The following is a 16661-nucleotide window of genomic DNA, read 5'->3' as shown; positions in this document are numbered from 1 at the left end:
CGTGAATGTACTACTGCGAGATAGGGTCACGCTGACTTGGGGCGTCCTAACCGTACTGACGCTGATATCCTGGATGCTCGGCGTCGAGCACGGATTCGGCTCCGATAAACATGTTCCCGCCAGCATCGTTATTATGGTGGTTGCCGTTTTTAAGATCCGGATGATCGGCCTTTACTTCATGGAACTCCAGGACGCTGTTTTTGGGCTGAGAGCCGCACTTGAAGCGTACTGCCTGATTCTTTTCGCGCTTCTCATATCTCTTTACCTGTGGGGCTGACCAGCCAGTGTCGATGGCGTGTTCCCCGTGGTTGAGACCGGGAGGATCTAGAGGCCTGCGGCCCGAAGTCGGGCCGGAAGGGACAATGGAACACCTGACTGGTCTCAAGCGAAATTCCGCGCAGGACATCGTGCGCAAGTTGCGGCGCGCGGATGAGCTGGGTGCCGAGGGCAAGACCGGCGAGGAGATCGCCGCCCAGCTGCAGGTCTCGCCGGCGACGCTGTACAACTGGCGACGCACCTATAGCGGCATGGACACCGACGCACGAAGGAGCTCAAGGAACTGCGCGAGCAGAACTTCCGCCTCAAGCGGCTGCTGGCCGAGGCCGAACTCGAAAAAGGACGCGCTGCGGGAGGCGGCGAAGGGAAAATTCTGAGCCCAGCTGCCAAGCGCCGCGCCGTAGACATGCTCTAAGAGACGCTGAGTATGTCGGAACGGTTGGCGTGCAGTGCCATTGGGCTGGCCCGCTCCGCGTACCGCCGCCTGCCGGCCGCGCAGAGGGTCTGCAGGTGCGGAGCTCGCGCGAGCGGGCCGGGACGTCCTCTGTGATCACGCTCATCGAAAGTCCCGAGGTGTGCTCGCCGAAATTTCTCACCTGTGAGCAGCGGTCAGTGTAGTGGTTGGCGGGTTCCGGTGGTGCTGCGGCGCAGGGTTTCGCCGCGGTAACTGGCGGGGCGAGGGAAGGCGGGCTTGCGGTTGCAGTGCGTATGTCTGGCGCCTGAAATCAAGAGCACTTCACCCAACCGAGGTCTGACGTTGCAGCTCGTCGATGACCAGGCGCGAATTGGCTCATTAGCCCGTCGCAAGATCGCATGTCCTCGGCACCATCAAGGTTCCGATTAAGTCCAATACCTCTGGCTTTAGCACAATGCGTCGAGAACGAAGTCCTCTGTTGTGGGGCGGGGCGGCTTGTTCCCATCGAATCCCGTAGCGGTACCTACGATTCGATATACCGCACCATTGAATGACACCTCGGCTTCCCCACTCAGGTCCTCGGTGTAACTGCCCGCGAAGCTATCATCACGAAGGCGAACCCATTTGACGGTTGGCGAGTCAATGGTGGACACCATAGCCTTGATCTCGAACTCCTCTTGCGAGGATTCTAGTATCGTAATATGTTCCGTGACACCGCATTTCAGGTTGTGTATGCGGTGGAAATCGCGATCTCCGATCGTCAGCTTTCCACCGCCGGGGGACAGACTGGTCAGCGCGTCCGCGGCGGATCGGTCCGCCGAGCACCCAGCCGCGGCGATGAGCGGAAGAAGTGCGGTGGCGAATATCGCGGTTCTACACCGAGTCAGGTCTCGTGCAGGTTTGGTCGCACCAACATTGATGTTCAACACGCCTCTAAGGCTCCTCACACGGGCTTGAAATCGGATATCAGCCAGCGGTCGCCGATCTTGTCAAGAGCAATCCGAACACTGGATGAGCTCTCGCTGGGTTGTTTTTCGCCTACCGTGACCGACTGATTGACAAATGCGAGCACTACCGCACGGTCACGAGTTACCGAAACGGCGGACGCAGCAGGGACTTGAGCAGCAGACGATATTTGGTGCTGACGGGCGCCTGGGCCTACCACGTCGCGCGCCAGTTGCGCGAAGGACTCCTTGAAGTCACCCGTCATCAGAGCCTCGGCGGACGCGAGGTCTTGGTCGACAGTTTCGGGCTTGTACGACAGAAGCACAACCGTCGCCTCTTCAGCGGCCGCAACAGCCTCTGCGCGCGCGTTCTCCGTCAGGCCGGCCGAAATACGCTGCTGCCCAAGGAATCCTGCTCCGGCAGCCAGCACGACGGCCACGATGGACAATAGCACGTAGACCACAAGGCGAGACCGTTTGCGCATTCGGCGCGCACTGGGCGATGTCGCTTCGCGACCGTCCCGACCGCGCCGTGATCTCTGCGGTTGTCCCCCCGGCTCTGAACTGTCGGCGGCCGACACATCTCGTGGCTTGACCATCTCTCGCTCAGCGTCGTCGACTGTCTCGGTCTCGCTCCGCATCGAACTACACTCCTATCCGGCCTCGCCCGCACGGGTCGCTCGCGAATTCGTGAATATCTCGCAGCACGGCAGTTACGGGATGAAAGTGACGTTCGATATCTTGATGTCTTCGCCGACACGGGTTACCGATATTCGCATTCGCCAATGTCTTGCCTCCTGTTCTTCAGCACCGACATTCGAGGTGTCGACGCTGGCGGCGACCAGAACGTCGGCTCCATCGGTGGATTCAGATTCCAAGCCGGCCTCGGCTACTGTCCCCTTCGAACTCGACTTTGCCTTCTTGACTAAGTCGACGAACGCCTGCGATCGCTCCTTGAAGTCATCGTAGAAGGTTCCTGTCGCAGTCGCCAGAATCCGCTCAGTATCGGCTTCAGCGTGTTCCCAGCCGATGGTGGTCAAGTCCAGTGCACCCTGCCGAGCCGCCTCGACGAGTCGTTCGCGCTCCTGGCCGGCCTGGCGCTCTCGGTAGTCCTCGTATCCGAGCCATCCGTTGAGCACTAACAACCCACCCACCAGCAGAACCGATGCCATAGATGCCACTAGGTGCCTCCGGGAGCTGAATCGGTTCCCCTGCGACACGTGACCTTTCGGGGAGGCACTGCCGGCGGCCTCGGTCATCGCAGTGCCGGAGGCATCGGCAAGATCCGCGGCCGCGGCCGACTCTTCACCCTCCGCTTCGACAATCGCCTTTGCATGCCCCATAGGCACCGACTCGCCATACCGTGCCTTACCCATGTTGGTCGAGCGCGATTGGTCGGCCCTTGTCACTTCCACGGGGTCAGCATCTGTTCCCACGTCATCCCCTCTCTGGCACCGTGAGCGAGATCGCCTCGGGTGTGCACTCGTCCGTCAGGGCCCACGAACGTCCCCGTCGCTGGGTCGTACGCCGCAATGGCAACGGGCGAAGTCGGCCCCGGTGACTGCTCCGCTAGCGCGGATCCCTCTGACGCGGGCGGTGTCGCACCGTCCCGCAGCTGCGGGACATCTTGACCCGAGTACGTTGCGTTTGGGTCGCCCTTCCAGTTGAAGCCGTCGTTCAGCGGCACGTAATCTTCGCCGTTCTCACACATTTTGGCGGTCGGCGCGCGTTTGCCCGGCCGTGTCGCGCACGGATAGTTGCGCGCGCCGCGCACCGCGGTGATGGCCGAGTCCTGCGGTATACGGCAATAGAGATCACCGTCTGGGACGTCCGGATAATCGAGGTCGCTCGCCGCACGCTGTTGTTGAATAGGTAGGAACCCGGTGGTGCATGGCGGCGGCAGGTTGAGGTTCAAGTTGAAGCTCAGGAAGGCTCCCGCATAATCCTGTTTCGAGTAGGCGTTCGGTACCAGGATCGACTGGACGTTCGCGACGACCTGCGGCAGCAGCACCAAGAGCTGCTCGACGTTGGCATGATAGTCGAGCGCGACCTGGCCGACGCTGACCAGGTTAGCTAGCAGGAGGGGTAACGTCGGTTGAACGCGGTCGAGTAACTGTCGTACCTCGTCAGCGGCCCGTCCGCCTTGCTGCAGTAGATCTCGAACTGCTGGGTCGTTGTCACGAAGTTGAGCCGTGACTGTTGCCAGATTGGCTGCCCACGCCTGGGCGGCGTCCGCCGATTGAGTCTGACTGTCCAACAATGGCTTTGAATGATCGATCAGGTTGGTGATCGACTCGATGTTGTCTCGCGCGCCGGCGGCCAGCGCGGTTGAGCCTTTGATCAGGTCCGACAGCTCCTGCCCCAAACCACCGAAGGCCACGTAGCTCTCATCAACCACGGTCTTCAGATTGTCGGCCGGGATTGCATCCAAGCCCCGGTCTGTTGCCGCCAATAATGAGTTGATGTCCGGCGGAATATGCACCTTGTCAGCGGCGATCACATCCCCGTTCTTCAACAACGCACCATCATCGCTTCGCGGCAATAGCGCAATATACTGTTCTCCGATTGCCGATACGCTGTGCACTTCGACATCGACGTCAGCCGGTATGGGAACGTCGGACTTCAGCTGAACCTTCGCCTCCGCGCCGTTATCGGTCAGGCGGACCTCCAAGACCCGGCCGACTTCAACACCGCGATAGCTGACATTACTGCGCTCGTACAGGCCGCCGGCTTGGTCCAGTTGCACTGTCACGGTGTAGCGAGCAAACCCGAGGAAAGTCGTCGGGATCTGCATATAGACGACAACCATTGCAGTAATCGAGATCAGCGAGACGACGCCCAATATCGACAACTGAATTCTGGTTCTTCTGTTGAGGCGCATATTACGGTCCCTGATCGAATCGGTAAGGTGCGACAAGTGGATTCCCGCGTACGCCCGGGCCCCCGGCAGTACACGGGCTCGGCATCTGGCCGATCGTACGGCCCCATTTCAGTTCGAGTTCGGTTAAGTCGCATTCCCATCTGGTACCGGTGAAAAGTCCGGCATCAAGACGGCTCAACGTCAGATCAACCACAGCGGTCAGGTTCGCATAGTCACCCCTGATCCACTTATCTAGCGTCGATTTCGGAAACGGTACGGTCACCAACATGTCGAGTGATCGCGTCAATGCCGGGCCGGCATCGGCCAGCGACTGCAACACTGGTCCGACGTCTCGAAGTTCGTTGACCAGATTCTCTTTGATCTGGTCAACAGAATCCGCAGCGAGAGAGCCGATCTGGCCCAACTTGCCAAAAGTCTCTGTGAGATTCTCACGCTCGTCCGCTAGAACCTCGAGTGCACGTGGTATGGCGTTCAACGCTTTATCCAGCACAGGCTTCTCATCGGCGAACTTGCCCACCATATTGTTCAGGCTGTCCATCGCCGCGATGATGTCGTCTTTTTGTTCGTTGAGGTGTCCGACGAAGATGTCAAATTGCTCAATCAGGCTTCGCAGATCTGCGTCGCGGCCGGTGAATGCGGTACTCAACGCCTCTACGATGGGTTCGAGCTGGCCCAGACCACCGCCGTTGAGCACCATGGACACAGCGGCGAGCGTCTGCTCCGTCGACGGGAAAGCACCGGCGGACGCCAACGGCACCAAGGATCCATCTGTAAGCCTGCCTTGCGGCGCGATACTCGGTGGCGGGGCCAGTTCGACGTGCACCGAACCCAAGAGACTCGTCTGCCCGATGGTGGCTGTCGCGTTGGCCGGCAAATCAACGTCATCTAAAAGGCTCATGGTGACTAACGCGTGCCATCCCTGGAGCTGAATGTCTGTCACGTGCCCGACTGTGACGTCGCCCACCCGTACGCGAGAGTTTCGTTCGAGGTTCTGGGCGTCGGGAAGCTGCGCCTGAACGATAATCGCCTCGGGTCCACCACCTTTCGTTCCGGGGAGGGAGATCGAGTTCAGTCCTCGGAAGCTGCCGCATCCGCACGCCGCGGCCGCCGTCAGTATTGTCAGCAGTCCTACGGTCAGGTGACGTCGCCAGGCCACGCGTTTCACCGGCCACCTCCAGGAAGCATCATGTCGTGCAGATCTTCTTTCGGATCCATGGGAGTGTCAGCGGGCACCGATTGTTCCGCGGCCAACGGTGGCTCGTTTCGCGGGCCAGCCGGCGGAATGTAATCGGGTCGAAGCCAGTCCTCGCTGTAGGTGAGCTCATTAGGACGGGCCATGGTGCCCACGAACGGGTTTATCCCCAGCGGGAAAAAGTTGTACTGACGGTTCTTGACGATAGGCGCAAGATACTGCACACACAGCTTCGCTGACTCCTCAGCACCTCGCCGAGAGGCGGCTTCCACCGCTCCGCAAAGGAATTGAATCGTGTTCGCAAAGTTGTTGGCGGCGAGTATGCCCGTGAGCGTCCCTTGAGCCGGCTGATAGATGTTGACGAAGTTCTGAATGGCCGGTGCCGCGACATGCAGCGTCTGCTTCACATCGTCGAGCCGATCCGTCACCGCCTTCGTTATCGACGCTAGGCGTTCGGATGCCACACCCGCTGCCTCTCGGTTTTCCGCTACGAAACTCGTGACGTCGCCGACTACCTCTTTCAGCTGCTTGACCGCGCGCCCCACTTCTCCAGGATCGTTGGCAACCAAACCGGTAGCGGCGGCGAGATTGCGATTCAACTGCTGCAGCAGATTGCTGCTGTCGCGCAACGCTGACACCAGGATCGAAAGATTCTTCGTGGTGGTGAAGATGTCATCGCTGTGATCACCCAACGCACTGACAGCTCGTGACAGCTTGATGAGAGCTTCGCGGATTCCGACGCCCTGGCCGCGCAGGTTATCTGCTGCCGTGTTCACGAAAGATCCCAAGGCACTGACGCCGCCGGGTTCGGTCGGCTGAAGCGTTTCCGTCAGCTTCTCGAGTTCCTCGCGGAAGGCATCCCACTCCACTGGCACAGCCGTCCGTTCCTGTGGAATAACCATGTCATCTCGCATCGCCTCGCCACCAGTGTATGGCGGCGTCAACTGGATGGATCGGGCTGTGACCAGAGTCGGCGAAAGGATGACCGCTTTGACATCAGCAGGAACGCGATACTTGTCGCTGTACCAGAACGAAACCTTCACCCGTTGAGGCTGCGGCTCGATCCGCTCAATTTGCCCAATCGGAACACCGAGCACGACGACGCGGTCTCCGACGTAGATCCCATTCGTGTTGTCGAAGTAGGCAACCACATGGGTGCGTCCCGTGGTGCTGAATCCACGGACGATAACCGCTACACCAGCCAGCAGCACCAATACCAGTACGGTCGCCAAACCGGCTTTCAGGCTAATCCTTTTCACGGCCTCCCACTCTCAGTAGGTTCAGGAACATCGGCAGTTGAACCGTCATCCGTCGCGGGGGGCCCGGGCGGCGGCCCACCAGGCGGCGGCGCCGGAAGTGTCTCTCGATACGGATACCGGGGATCGCCCGGATTACCGGTAATAGCGTCGGGCAAGTGCAGTTTCGGCTCACCGCCTTGGCCGGTACGGGGGAACGGTACCGGTAGCGGCGGTGTCGCCGGTTGGCCTGTCGGCGGATCGTTGCGATCGCTCGGGAGAAGCACGTTCGGATCCACGCCCAGGTCGGAAAATGCAGCATCAATGAACGGCTGGACAAACTGGCCGGGCAGAAGATTGACAAGGTAGGCCTTGAAGAACGGCCCCGACGCGACCGCCTCGCCCAAGCCAAGTGCATAGCGGTTGAGTCCTTGGATCGCCTCCTGTACGGCCTCTTTCCGGTTGTCGACGATCCCGAGTACCTCGTTGAGCTTTTCCAGCGCCGGACGTAACGTGTCCCGATTGTCAGCGATGAATCCGTCCAGCTGTGTCGCCAGCTCTGCCACATCGTTAGAGATGTGATCCAGTGCGTCGCTTTGGGATCTCAACTGAACCAGTAGTGCATTGGTATTGGTGACCAGCCGTACTATTTCGTCGCTTCGTTCTGCCAGAATCGTGGTGACTTTGTTGGCATCCCGCAGAAGTGTGCGCAATTGCTCGTCACGCTTGTCGATCGAGTCTGATACCCGGGCCACGCCCTCGACTGCCACCTTGAGCTGCGGTCGGGTGTCCGAAAATGTGTCAGCCAGTGTGGCAAGCGAATCCGAGAGCTGGTTCGTGTCCATCCCCTTGATGATGTTGGTGAGGTCGCCTAATGCGTCGGGCAATTCGTATGGTGGCGTGGTTCTCTCCAGCGGTATGGGTCCAGCCTGCTCGCCATCTCCGCGAGAGGTCAGTTGTAGGAACCTGGTGCCGAGCACGCCGGCGAGTCTTATCGCCGCCTCGCTGCGATCACCGAGATGTACGTCCGCGGCGCGAAACTTGACCAGCACACGCGCACCGTCGAGCTCGACGCTGGATACCTTGCCGACACGCACACCGGACATCTCGACGAAGCTGCCTGACTCAAGTCCACCGGCTTCTGCGAAGTAGGCCGAGTACTCGTGGCCACGATTGAATATCGGCAGTGCCGTGTAGTTCTGCGAGACCGCTCCGGCCACCAGGACCACACCGATACCGATCGCACCTATGGCGTGCGGGTTTCGTTCCGAGAAGCGTTTCATCGGGGCTCGCACCTTCCTGACGACTGACCAGCGAGCTTGACGTACACGGGCTGGCCGCCCTTGCCGTTCACCTTCAAGACCAGTTCGCAAAGGTAGAAACTGAAGAAATCTCCGTAGAGGCCGAGCCTGTTGATAATCCGGTATGCATCGGGCAGCGTCTTCAGCAGGTCGTCGAAATACTCTTTGTCCGCCAGCACGGTGGCCGTTGTCCGATCCGTCTCTGTCACAATCTTCTTCACCGGCTCTCGCGCCTCGGTAAGGAGGTCGGCGAGCGATTTCGCAGCCGCATCCGCGTACGCGAGACCGTCTGAAATGTCCTTCTTCTGGGCCTCCAGACCGTCAACGAGAGCGGTCAACGACTCGACTGTCGTGGCCAGTTGCCCGCTTTGGCTTGCGAACGAACCAAGCACGGTATTCAGATTGGTGATCAGTTCACCGATCAATTGATCGCGGTCGGCGAGCGTATTGGTCAACGCTGCTGTTTGAGACAGGATGGAACTGATCGCCGTGCCCTGCCCCTGGAAGGCAGCGATCAACTGCCCCGTCAAGGCGTTGACCTGTTCGGGCTCCAGGGCGCGGAACAGCGGCCGGAAGCCCCCCACAAGAGCTTCCAGATCCAATGCCGGTTCGGTCTGGCTTAGCGGGATGGTGTCTCCGGGGTGAATTCGCTTCGGTCCCCCCGTCCCTTCCTCAAGCGCCAGGAACCTGCCGCCGATGAGATCCTGGTACCGCACCGCAGCCCTACTACCCTCGGTGAGTAGCACAGAGTCGGCGGCACCGAATTCCACCAGCACGGTCGAATCTGGCTGGAGCTTCACGCTCTTCACTTTGCCGACCTCGACCCCCGCCGCCCGGACGAAGTTTCCGGCTGCTAGGCCGGAGGCATTGGCGAACACAGCCCTGTAGGTGTTATGTGAATCGAACCGAAGTTCGCCCATGGTGGCGACCACGAGCGCCATGCCCGTCAGGCACACCACCGCGTAGACGGCGAGGCGCCAGAGAAGGCCATGAAAACTGCGTCGCATCAATACTTCACTTCCTCATCACTTCGGGGCAGTCAGGGCATCGGGGCGGCCGGCGGCGGCGAGAACGGCGTGGGTTGCGCCCCTGGGTGTGCGGGCACGAAGGGTTCCGACCCCGGCGGAGGTGGCCCCGGTTCGGGTGCGCGCCCCGGCGGCGGCGCGGGCGGAAGTCCTGGATACAGCGGCGTGCCATCCGGCGCATACAGCTTGGCTCCGTAGGGCGGTGCACCGGGGTACGGAATCGGTCCCGGAGCCTGGGGGCGTTGGTAACGGATGGTCGGCGGTTCAGGCACGGCCCTGGTCACCGGGAAGTAGTTGGCCCAGCCGGGGAATCCGATCCCCGGGTTCGGCCGAACGTCCACGCCGGTCCCCCAGCCGGTGTTGGTCACCAGGTAACGCTGAGGCCAATTCTTGGCCACATCCGGGAGCGAACCGCATCCGGGTTTCCCGCCGGGCCCGCCCTTTGCACCGTTGATCGGCAGGTTCTCCGGATACCTGTACGGGTCATCACCAGCAAGCAGCGCGACGTCCAAAATGACCGACTTTCCGTTGCGCCCCCCGACGATGTCGGCCCATCCCATGTCCAACGCCTTCTTCGCGCCGAGCAGCGTGCATGTCAGCGAGGGGTTGTATTTTTCGAGCAGGTTCGTAGTCGGTTCCAAACCGTTGACAGCGCGAATGAGGTTGTCCTTGTTGGGGGCAAGTAGATTTATGCCTGCGTTTGATAGACCGATGACGTTGACCAGCAACGAATCGAGCGCGCTCGCATTATCGGAGATCGCAGCGCTCGTGGTGGAGACCGAATCCAATACGGAGACGATGTCAGAAGCCGCAACGTCGTATGTGTCCGCGAATCCCTTGAGCGACTGGAAATCCTGCCGGATGGCTTCACTCCGGGGATTGATCTCGGCCAACACCTGATTCATGTCAGTAATGGCTTGTCCGATTTCGGGCCCCTTGCCGGCAAACCCCTGGGAGAACGTCGCGAGAACAGCATTCAACTTGGCTGGATCGATCTTGTTCAGCACACGAACCAGGTTCTGGAATACGGTGTTGACCTCGATACTCGTATTGCGTGACGCCACCACTGCCCCGGGCCGAAGTCGCTGCTGCTCGGGCTTACTCGGCGGCAGTAGTTCAACGTACTTCGCGCCGAACACGGTGGGCGCTGCAATCTGTGCGTTGATGTTTGCCGGAATATACCTGAGCTGATCAGGATAGAGCTCGAGCTGCAATTTGACGGTGCTGCCGTGCTGAATGTCTGCGACCCGGCCCACCTGGACACCACGCAATTTGACTTTGGCGCCGGGTTCCATCACGAGGCCACCTCGGTCAGCGACAACGGTTACGTATGCGTATCGGGTGAAGTCCCGATTGAACATCCCTACCGTCACCACTCCTATGGCTACGACGACGGCCAGCAAGAACGCCGTCCAGACGGCTGGGTGAAGTCCCATTTCACGGAGTTTCGGCTGCATAGCTGTTATCCCGATAGGTTGAAGTCGCCGGTGATGCCATAAACCGTCATGGCGATGACTAGAGTCGCGGCCACGGCGACAGACAGTGAGGCGCGCACCGCGCGTCCGACGGCTTCGCCCACGCCTGCCGGCCCGCCCGTCGCATTGAACCCGTAATAGGTATGGACGAGCATGACCAGAAAAGCGGTCACCATCGCCTGTACGAGCGACGTCATGACGTCGGTGGGATTCAAGTAGGTGTCGAAGTAATGCGCGAAGGTTCCGGCCGACCGGCCGTAGCCGAGCGTATACGCGAAGCGGAACCCCAGATAGCCCACTTCCATCGAAAGACAGAACAAAGGAATCGTCACGATCACCCCGGCAACCACGCGCGTGCTGGCCAGATACGAAATCGTTCGGATGCCCATCACTTCGAGGGCGTCGATCTCCTCGGCAATCCGCATCGCTCCGAGCTGCGCCGTCGCGCCGGCGCCGATCGTCGCAGCGAGGGCGAACGCGGTGATCAACGGTCCGCCGATCCGCGTGACGACGTACGCGGACACAAAGCCACCGAGCGCATCGACCCCGATGTAGGACAACGCGGCATGTCCGAACGCGGACACGGCAAGCGATGCGGTCATAACCAAGAAGGTGACGATGACGATGCTGCCGCCGATCACCGCCAGCGTTCCTACACCGAGGCTCATTTGAGCCATCACGCGCACCACTTCTCCGGTGTGGCGGCTGACGGCGTGCGCGATAAGGCCGGTGACCCTCATGAAGAATGCCGTCTGGACTCCGAGTTGGTTCCAGGTACTGACGAAGGCGGCCCACCCATTACGCAGCCGTGTTGCCGGCTTACCGACGATCGAGGAACTCACGACAGCATCAACTCACCTTCAACACCATTCATCAGCGTATGAATCACGAACAACGCGATGAATGTGAACACAACGGTTTCGTTGACCGCATTACCGACCCCCTGCGGGCCACCCCCCACTGAAATTCCCTTGTAGCATGCGATGAATCCTGCGGCGGCGCCGAACATCACGGACTTCGCGATGGCCATCACCGCGTTCTGGAGACCAGCAACCAAGGGGATGCTTGCGGCGAATGCACCGGGAGTCACGTGCTGGAAATAGACTGCAAAGGCATAGTCACTGGCGATTCCCACGATGATGGCGATCGAGAGTAGGAGAAACGCGTTGACCGTCAAAGCGGCAACTCGTGGCACGAGCAGCATACGGATGGGATCCAATCCCATCACCCGCATCGCGTCGAGCTCTTCTCGAATTGTTCGTGCACCAAGATCTGCGCACATCGCCGACGCACCCGCACCGGCTACAACTAAAACTGTTACCAGAGGCCCGATTTGGGATACAGAAGCCAGCGCTGCGATAGCCCCGCTGACGTCTGCTGCGCCCAACTCGACCAGCAACACGTTGAAAAGGAACATAACGAACGCGTTGAAGGGAAGTGCCAGCAAGAGCGCCGGCACGATCGCGACTCGCGCCACGAACCACGTCTGGTCGAGAAATTCCCGCCACGGGAACGGCGGTCGGAAAGTCTCCACAATGATGTCTAGCGACAGGCCTATGAAGCTGCCCACGTCGGCCATCGGCTTGGCCAGACTTCGTCTTATCCGTTGGAGCCGAGCTCGGTCTCCCATAACCGATTTCGGCCGGGCATCGGTCTCGCTTACCACTGCGCACTTCCAACTGCCGAGGGTGTCCAGCGCTGGCCCCTAACCAGGAATGCGTGCACTACGTCATCCACGGGTTGCATTCGAACGTATGGTTCGCCATCTTCATCCTTCTTCAGACGGGAAAAGGCACTCGCATCGAGACCCCGGGCGGGCACCCGTTCGCCCCGCAAGCCAAAATGTCCGCTAGTTACGTGAGTAGTCCCAGCGGCGGCGGCTGCTGCACCTTCTGCGCCAGGAACATCCTGCTGGCGTCGGTCAGTCGCTATGCAAGGAGGGACCCCAGCAGTGGTGATGCCGTATCTGTCGGACATTTTCTACCTACCTGGTATTCGGACAAGCTGAGCTTAATGCATATTGTCCTACAGTTGTAAGAATCGAGGGAATGGATCTGATTTCTCATGGGAAGGGCTTCTCGTCGGCCGGCGACGCAGCCTGGCCAGGCCCGCCTTGGACGAAGCCGACGTAGTTACTTTTGGGAGGAGCTACGCATGACGTCAGCGCCAGTCGGAGTTGGGCGTCTCGCAGCCCCTGACTAGCCGCGTGTGTCGTACGGCCCCGCACCGACGGCACTCCTGCGGTGCGGTATCGGCGCTCAGATCATGCGCCGGATCGTAACCCTTGAATCAGACCTCGCCCACAGAAAGGGAAACACCTGTCACATAACGTGATTCGTCTGATGCGAGATACAGCACGGCGTTGCTGACGTCAACCGGGTCGACCCAGGGGATTGGCAAGTTATGTGTCGCCTGGCAGGCGTCTGCGAAGTCTTGTTCGGTGGCGTCGCTGTTGTCTGGAAAAAACAACTGCATCATCGCCTCATTGCGGAGCATCAGAGTGTCGCAGTTCGTAGGGTTCACGGTGTTTACCCGAATCCTGTGTGGCGCCAGTTCGACTGACAAGGACTTCATGAGGCCTACCACGCCTGCTTTGGCGGCCGAGTAGTGAACCAGGTTCGGCGATCCGCTCGCGTAGCCGACCCGTGAACTGATCATGATGATCGAACCGCCCGCGTCGGCGGCAATCAGATGTGGCATTGCTGCGCGACACGTCCACCACACTCCGGTGAGGTTGACGCCGATCATCTCAAGCCACACGTCGTCCGGCATGTTGTCGGCGGGCGCATACGAGAAGATGCCCGCATTGGCCACCACGACGTTGGGTGGGCCGAGCTGTACGACACCCTCATTGAGCGCAGCTGCCACTTCGCCGTAATTCCGCACATCGGCGACACTCAAGGCCGAACGTCGGCCGGTTTTCTCGATGAGGCGACGCGTCTCCTCGAGGTCACCCTTGGTCGCACCGGGATAAGGCACCGTGTCGACGGATTCGCACACATCAATCCCGATGATGTCCGCGCCTTCCTCGGCCAATCGAACAGCATGACTGCGTCCCTGCCCGCGTGCCACCCCCGTGACGAAGGCGACCTTTCCTGCAACTCGGCCGGTCATTCCTGAAACCTCCTGGTACTACTACGTCTGTTCGTCATTTTGGCGTTTCCTTGAAGTCAGCGCAGTTCAAAAGTGAGCGGAAGCGCTTCAGGGCGCCGCACAACCCCAGTGGTATAGGTGACTTCACAGCCCTCTTGCAGCTGGAAGTTGGTTGCACGTTGCGTCAGTTCGTCAAGGCCGATACCGATGACGAACTCGGCAAACGGCGCCCCCAGGCACCGATGGACCCCATAACTGAACGCCATGTGCTGACCACTGTTGAGCCGGGCGAAGTCCAGTGTGTCCGGCTGAGGAAACTGTTCCTCGTCGCGGTCCACCGATGCGTAACTGATGAGGACCGTGTCCCCCGCCCTCAGTTCGACATCTCTAATCGTCGTGTCTCGCGTCACCGTTCGTATCAGTCCGGTGACCGGCGTGGTGAAGCGTAAGAACTCGGACAGCGACCTGCCAGTCCAATCGGGACCTTCGATGCTCGCCACGAGATCTGGCCGCTGCACCACCTCGTGCATGATCAGTGCCATCGTCGCGTAGTTCGTCTCGAACCCGGCGGCAATGGCTGAGAAGATCAGCCCCAACTTTTCGTTCTCGTTCAGCGGTCGCCCGTCGATGACGCCCTGGTCTACCGCACTGAGCATATCGTCGATCTGCTCCGCTTGTGCACGGCGTTTGGCGAGCAGTTGCTGCACCAGTCCCATCAGGTGGGAATATGCTTCCTGGGTGCTCTCCTGAACAATTCGGTCGGCGCCCTCGACCAGCAGGTCGACGTCGGCACTGTCCTTGGCTTGCAGGAAGACGGCGAACAGCGACGCGTACGCCAGTTTGGCCGCATAGTCGTTGACGAATTCCACCCTGCCGGTGTGCAGCCACGGCTCCATCAGTTGCCGCGCGATCGTGCGGATCTCCGATTCGTAAGCGCGGAACGCATCCCGGGCGAAGAACGGCCGCAGCAGGTCTCGGTAACATTTGTGCAGTGGCGGATCAGAAGCTGCGGGCAGTGGAATCGGCTCACTGACGCCATGCACCGTCACACCGTTCCGATTCGAGAACGTCTCGGTGTCGAGCAAGATCCGCTTGGCATCAGAGTAGCGGGTTACGACCCAATATCCCGGCTCCGCGGAGGTGTGAAAGACCGGGCACTCGCGTCTTGCATGCTCGAAGACGTCATGCATGACCTGGACGTGGTCAGGATTGTATTGGTCGAAGCCGTCGAGGAGTTCACTGATTTGCGACGTCACCGGGTGAGTACCCCTCATGCTTCCCAGCGGACCGGGAGTCGGCTGAACCCATTGAGCAGCATTGCCCCGGCCGGTGTCGGTGGTTCGTCGGGATCCAAGTCCAAACCGGGCAGGCCCCCGAACAACGCCGTCAGGGCGATCCGGATTTCGGCGCGCGCCAAGGCGGCGCCGATGCAAGAATGGATACCCACCCCAAAGGTCAGATGTCCACGGACGTCAGCACGATCGCGCATGAGATCGAACTTGTCCGCATTCGCGAATCGTTCACCGTCGCGGCCGGCCGACGCGAGCACCAGTCGCACCTTGGCGCCCTTTGGAATCGGAACGCCGTTGATTTCCGTGTCCTCCAACGCGGTACGACAGATCCCGTCGAGTGGCGAAATGTATCGCAGGGTCTCCTCGACCACGATCTCCATGAGTTTCGGGTCCGCTTCGACGAGCGCACGCTGCTCAGGGTGCGTACACAGCAGATAAACGGCACTGGCGACCGTGGTCATCGCCGTCTCGAAACCGGCCGTCATGAACTGCTGGCAACCGAGTAGCAACTCCTGGTCATCCAGCCGCCAACCGTCGTCTTCGGCCGTTATCATCGCGCTGAGCACGTCATCAGGAATGGCTTCACCGCGAGCAAGCGCCTCTCGGCGAGGTGTGATCAACGACGTCATGTACTCCATGAATTCCAGTCCCGAGACCAAGGACCGCTGCACAGCTTCCTCGTCGGCACCGAACGCGCCTACCAAATCGGAACCCCAGCGGTAGAAGTCCTCAAGGCGCGAATCGTCGACGCCGATGATCTTCGCGATTACCTGGATTGTCAGGCTCGCGGCGAACTCGGTTACCAGGTCGGCCTTTCCCTGCGGACGCAATCGGTCAACCAGTTCTTCCGCGATCTTTTCGATCTCGGGCTCGTAGTTGCGCACAGTTCGGGCCGTAAAGGCCTTGTTGACGATGTTGCGTTGGCGCCGGTGGGCGGGCTCGTCGGCGACCAACAGCATGCCGTCCTCGCTGATCTGTTGCATCCGCTCCGGGCCCGGGCCCTCTTTGTTGGAGAAGACCTCATGCGCATGGAACACACGCGCAATGTCTTCGTAGCGGAAGAGGGAGAACAGTTCTTCGGTCGGTTCCGCGACCCACGGATTGCCCGACCCGCGATTGATTCGCTCCGCCGGGACCACAAAGTGGTGCACCGGGCAGGTACGACGCATCTCTTCGAAGATCGGATACGGGTCATGCTTGAAACTGGTGTCGTACGGATCGAAATCGGCCATTGCCACCACCTCACTGTCGTCAACGATGAATCAGCTTGGCATATTGTCCTACAGTTGCATAGGGGATTCGTCGGATTGGTGAATCTTGTTTCCTACCAGGAACACACACCCTAAGCGCGTAGTTCGATTCTCACCACGGCCCTGACAAGTGGCTTGCACAGGTAGACCTTATGTCGGACAATAGACAGGTGTCGCGCACACCCGATGCGATGCTGCTTCCGGACCACACCCCGGCCGACGAAGCGCCTGATCACGCCAGCTGTGGCAAACCTACGCCGGCACCGACGACGAGGTGGTAGC

At 60.3% G+C, this 16661-nt stretch carries 16 protein-coding genes; 2 read left to right on the top strand and 14 right to left on the bottom strand.

Annotation, left to right across the window (positions count from 1 at the left end; all coding sequences use genetic code 11):
• Position 1: 1 nt before the first annotated feature.
• Both ABQE89_RS20035 and ABQE89_RS20030 read left to right on the top strand, forming a co-directional pair.
• Positions 2-277 (top strand): cytochrome C oxidase subunit IV family protein, encoded by a 276-nt coding sequence (locus ABQE89_RS20035; RefSeq protein WP_448419807.1) that lies wholly within the window; start codon positions 2-4, stop codon positions 275-277.
• A gap of 85 nt (positions 278-362) precedes the next feature.
• Positions 363-653, top strand: coding sequence for a helix-turn-helix domain-containing protein (locus tag ABQE89_RS20030; RefSeq protein WP_448419805.1), 291 nt, complete (start codon positions 363-365; stop codon positions 651-653).
• A gap of 484 nt (positions 654-1137) precedes the next feature.
• On the opposite strand, the gene ABQE89_RS20025 is transcribed toward ABQE89_RS20030, so the two are convergent.
• The 14 genes from ABQE89_RS20025 to ABQE89_RS19960 all read right to left on the bottom strand — a co-directional run bounded on the left by ABQE89_RS20025 (position 1138) and on the right by ABQE89_RS19960 (position 16361).
• On the bottom strand, positions 1138-1620 hold the full coding sequence (locus ABQE89_RS20025; RefSeq protein WP_448419803.1) for a lipoprotein LpqH: 483 nt from the start codon (positions 1618-1620) through the stop codon (positions 1138-1140).
• A 14-nt stretch (positions 1621-1634) separates the two neighbouring features.
• Positions 1635-2075, bottom strand: coding sequence for a hypothetical protein (locus ABQE89_RS20020; protein WP_448419801.1), 441 nt, complete (start codon positions 2073-2075; stop codon positions 1635-1637).
• A gap of 273 nt (positions 2076-2348) precedes the next feature.
• Positions 2349-3050 (bottom strand): Rv1363c family protein, encoded by a 702-nt coding sequence (locus tag ABQE89_RS20015; protein ID WP_448419799.1) that lies wholly within the window; start codon positions 3048-3050, stop codon positions 2349-2351.
• Positions 3041-4516 (bottom strand): MCE family protein, encoded by a 1476-nt coding sequence (locus ABQE89_RS20010; protein ID WP_448419797.1) that lies wholly within the window; start codon positions 4514-4516, stop codon positions 3041-3043. The genes ABQE89_RS20015 and ABQE89_RS20010 overlap by 10 nt, the downstream gene beginning before the upstream one ends.
• A gap of 1 nt (position 4517) precedes the next feature.
• Positions 4518-5672, bottom strand: a complete 1155-nt coding sequence (locus ABQE89_RS20005) for an MCE family protein (protein ID WP_448419877.1) — start codon at positions 5670-5672, stop codon at positions 4518-4520.
• A 5-nt stretch (positions 5673-5677) separates the two neighbouring features.
• The gene (locus ABQE89_RS20000) at positions 5678-6940 is read right to left on the bottom strand and encodes an MCE family protein (RefSeq protein ID WP_448419795.1); all 1263 of its coding nucleotides are present in this window, start codon (positions 6938-6940) and stop codon (positions 5678-5680) included.
• Positions 6941-6963: 23 nt separating this feature from the next.
• Entirely contained in the window at positions 6964-8226 is a 1263-nt protein-coding gene (locus ABQE89_RS19995) for an MCE family protein (RefSeq protein WP_448419793.1), read from the bottom strand.
• Positions 8223-9251 carry an MCE family protein gene (locus tag ABQE89_RS19990; protein WP_448419791.1) on the bottom strand — a complete coding sequence of 343 codons (1029 nt, stop codon included), beginning with the start codon at positions 9249-9251 and terminating at the stop codon, positions 8223-8225. Before ABQE89_RS19990 ends, ABQE89_RS19995 begins: the two co-directional genes overlap by 4 nt.
• Before the next feature lie 32 nt (positions 9252-9283).
• Positions 9284-10726, bottom strand: coding sequence for an MCE family protein (locus ABQE89_RS19985; protein WP_448419789.1), 1443 nt, complete (start codon positions 10724-10726; stop codon positions 9284-9286).
• A 5-nt stretch (positions 10727-10731) separates the two neighbouring features.
• Positions 10732-11586, bottom strand: coding sequence for an ABC transporter permease (locus ABQE89_RS19980; RefSeq protein ID WP_448419787.1), 855 nt, complete (start codon positions 11584-11586; stop codon positions 10732-10734).
• Entirely contained in the window at positions 11583-12323 is a 741-nt protein-coding gene (locus tag ABQE89_RS19975; RefSeq protein ID WP_448419785.1) for an MlaE family ABC transporter permease, read from the bottom strand. The genes ABQE89_RS19980 and ABQE89_RS19975 overlap by 4 nt, the downstream gene beginning before the upstream one ends.
• A gap of 710 nt (positions 12324-13033) precedes the next feature.
• Positions 13034-13858: a mycofactocin-coupled SDR family oxidoreductase gene (locus ABQE89_RS19970; RefSeq protein ID WP_448419783.1), complete on the bottom strand. Its 825-nt coding sequence runs from the start codon at positions 13856-13858 to the stop codon at positions 13034-13036.
• 56 nt (positions 13859-13914) lie between these two features.
• The gene (locus ABQE89_RS19965) at positions 13915-15093 is read right to left on the bottom strand and encodes a cytochrome P450 (protein WP_448419781.1); all 1179 of its coding nucleotides are present in this window, start codon (positions 15091-15093) and stop codon (positions 13915-13917) included.
• Positions 15094-15107: 14 nt separating this feature from the next.
• Entirely contained in the window at positions 15108-16361 is a 1254-nt protein-coding gene (locus tag ABQE89_RS19960; RefSeq protein ID WP_448419779.1) for a cytochrome P450, read from the bottom strand.
• Positions 16362-16661 lie beyond the last annotated feature (300 nt).

It is taken from the genome of Mycolicibacterium sp. XJ1819, assembly GCF_053483675.1.
The sequence above is the reverse complement of the archived record's forward strand: the minus strand, read 5'-3'. Positions and strand labels throughout refer to the sequence as shown.

Bases quoted from the DNA above. Each gene is read 5' to 3' on its own strand.
- ABQE89_RS19960 (WP_448419779.1), bottom strand. From the start codon at position 16,361: ATGGCCGATTTCGATCCGTACGACACCAGTTTCAAGCATGACCCGTAT.
- ABQE89_RS20030 (WP_448419805.1), top strand. From the start codon at position 363: ATGGAACACCTGACTGGTCTCAAGCGAAATTCCGCGCAGGACATCGTG.
- ABQE89_RS19975 (WP_448419785.1), bottom strand. From the start codon at position 12,323: ATGGCCGACGTGGGCAGCTTCATAGGCCTGTCGCTAGACATCATTGTG.
- ABQE89_RS19970 (WP_448419783.1), bottom strand. From the start codon at position 13,858: ATGACCGGCCGAGTTGCAGGAAAGGTCGCCTTCGTCACGGGGGTGGCA.
- ABQE89_RS19990 (WP_448419791.1), bottom strand. From the start codon at position 9,251: ATGCGACGCAGTTTTCATGGCCTTCTCTGGCGCCTCGCCGTCTACGCG.
- ABQE89_RS19995 (WP_448419793.1), bottom strand. From the start codon at position 8,226: ATGAAACGCTTCTCGGAACGAAACCCGCACGCCATAGGTGCGATCGGT.
- ABQE89_RS19985 (WP_448419789.1), bottom strand. From the start codon at position 10,726: ATGCAGCCGAAACTCCGTGAAATGGGACTTCACCCAGCCGTCTGGACG.
- ABQE89_RS20010 (WP_448419797.1), bottom strand. From the start codon at position 4,516: ATGCGCCTCAACAGAAGAACCAGAATTCAGTTGTCGATATTGGGCGTC.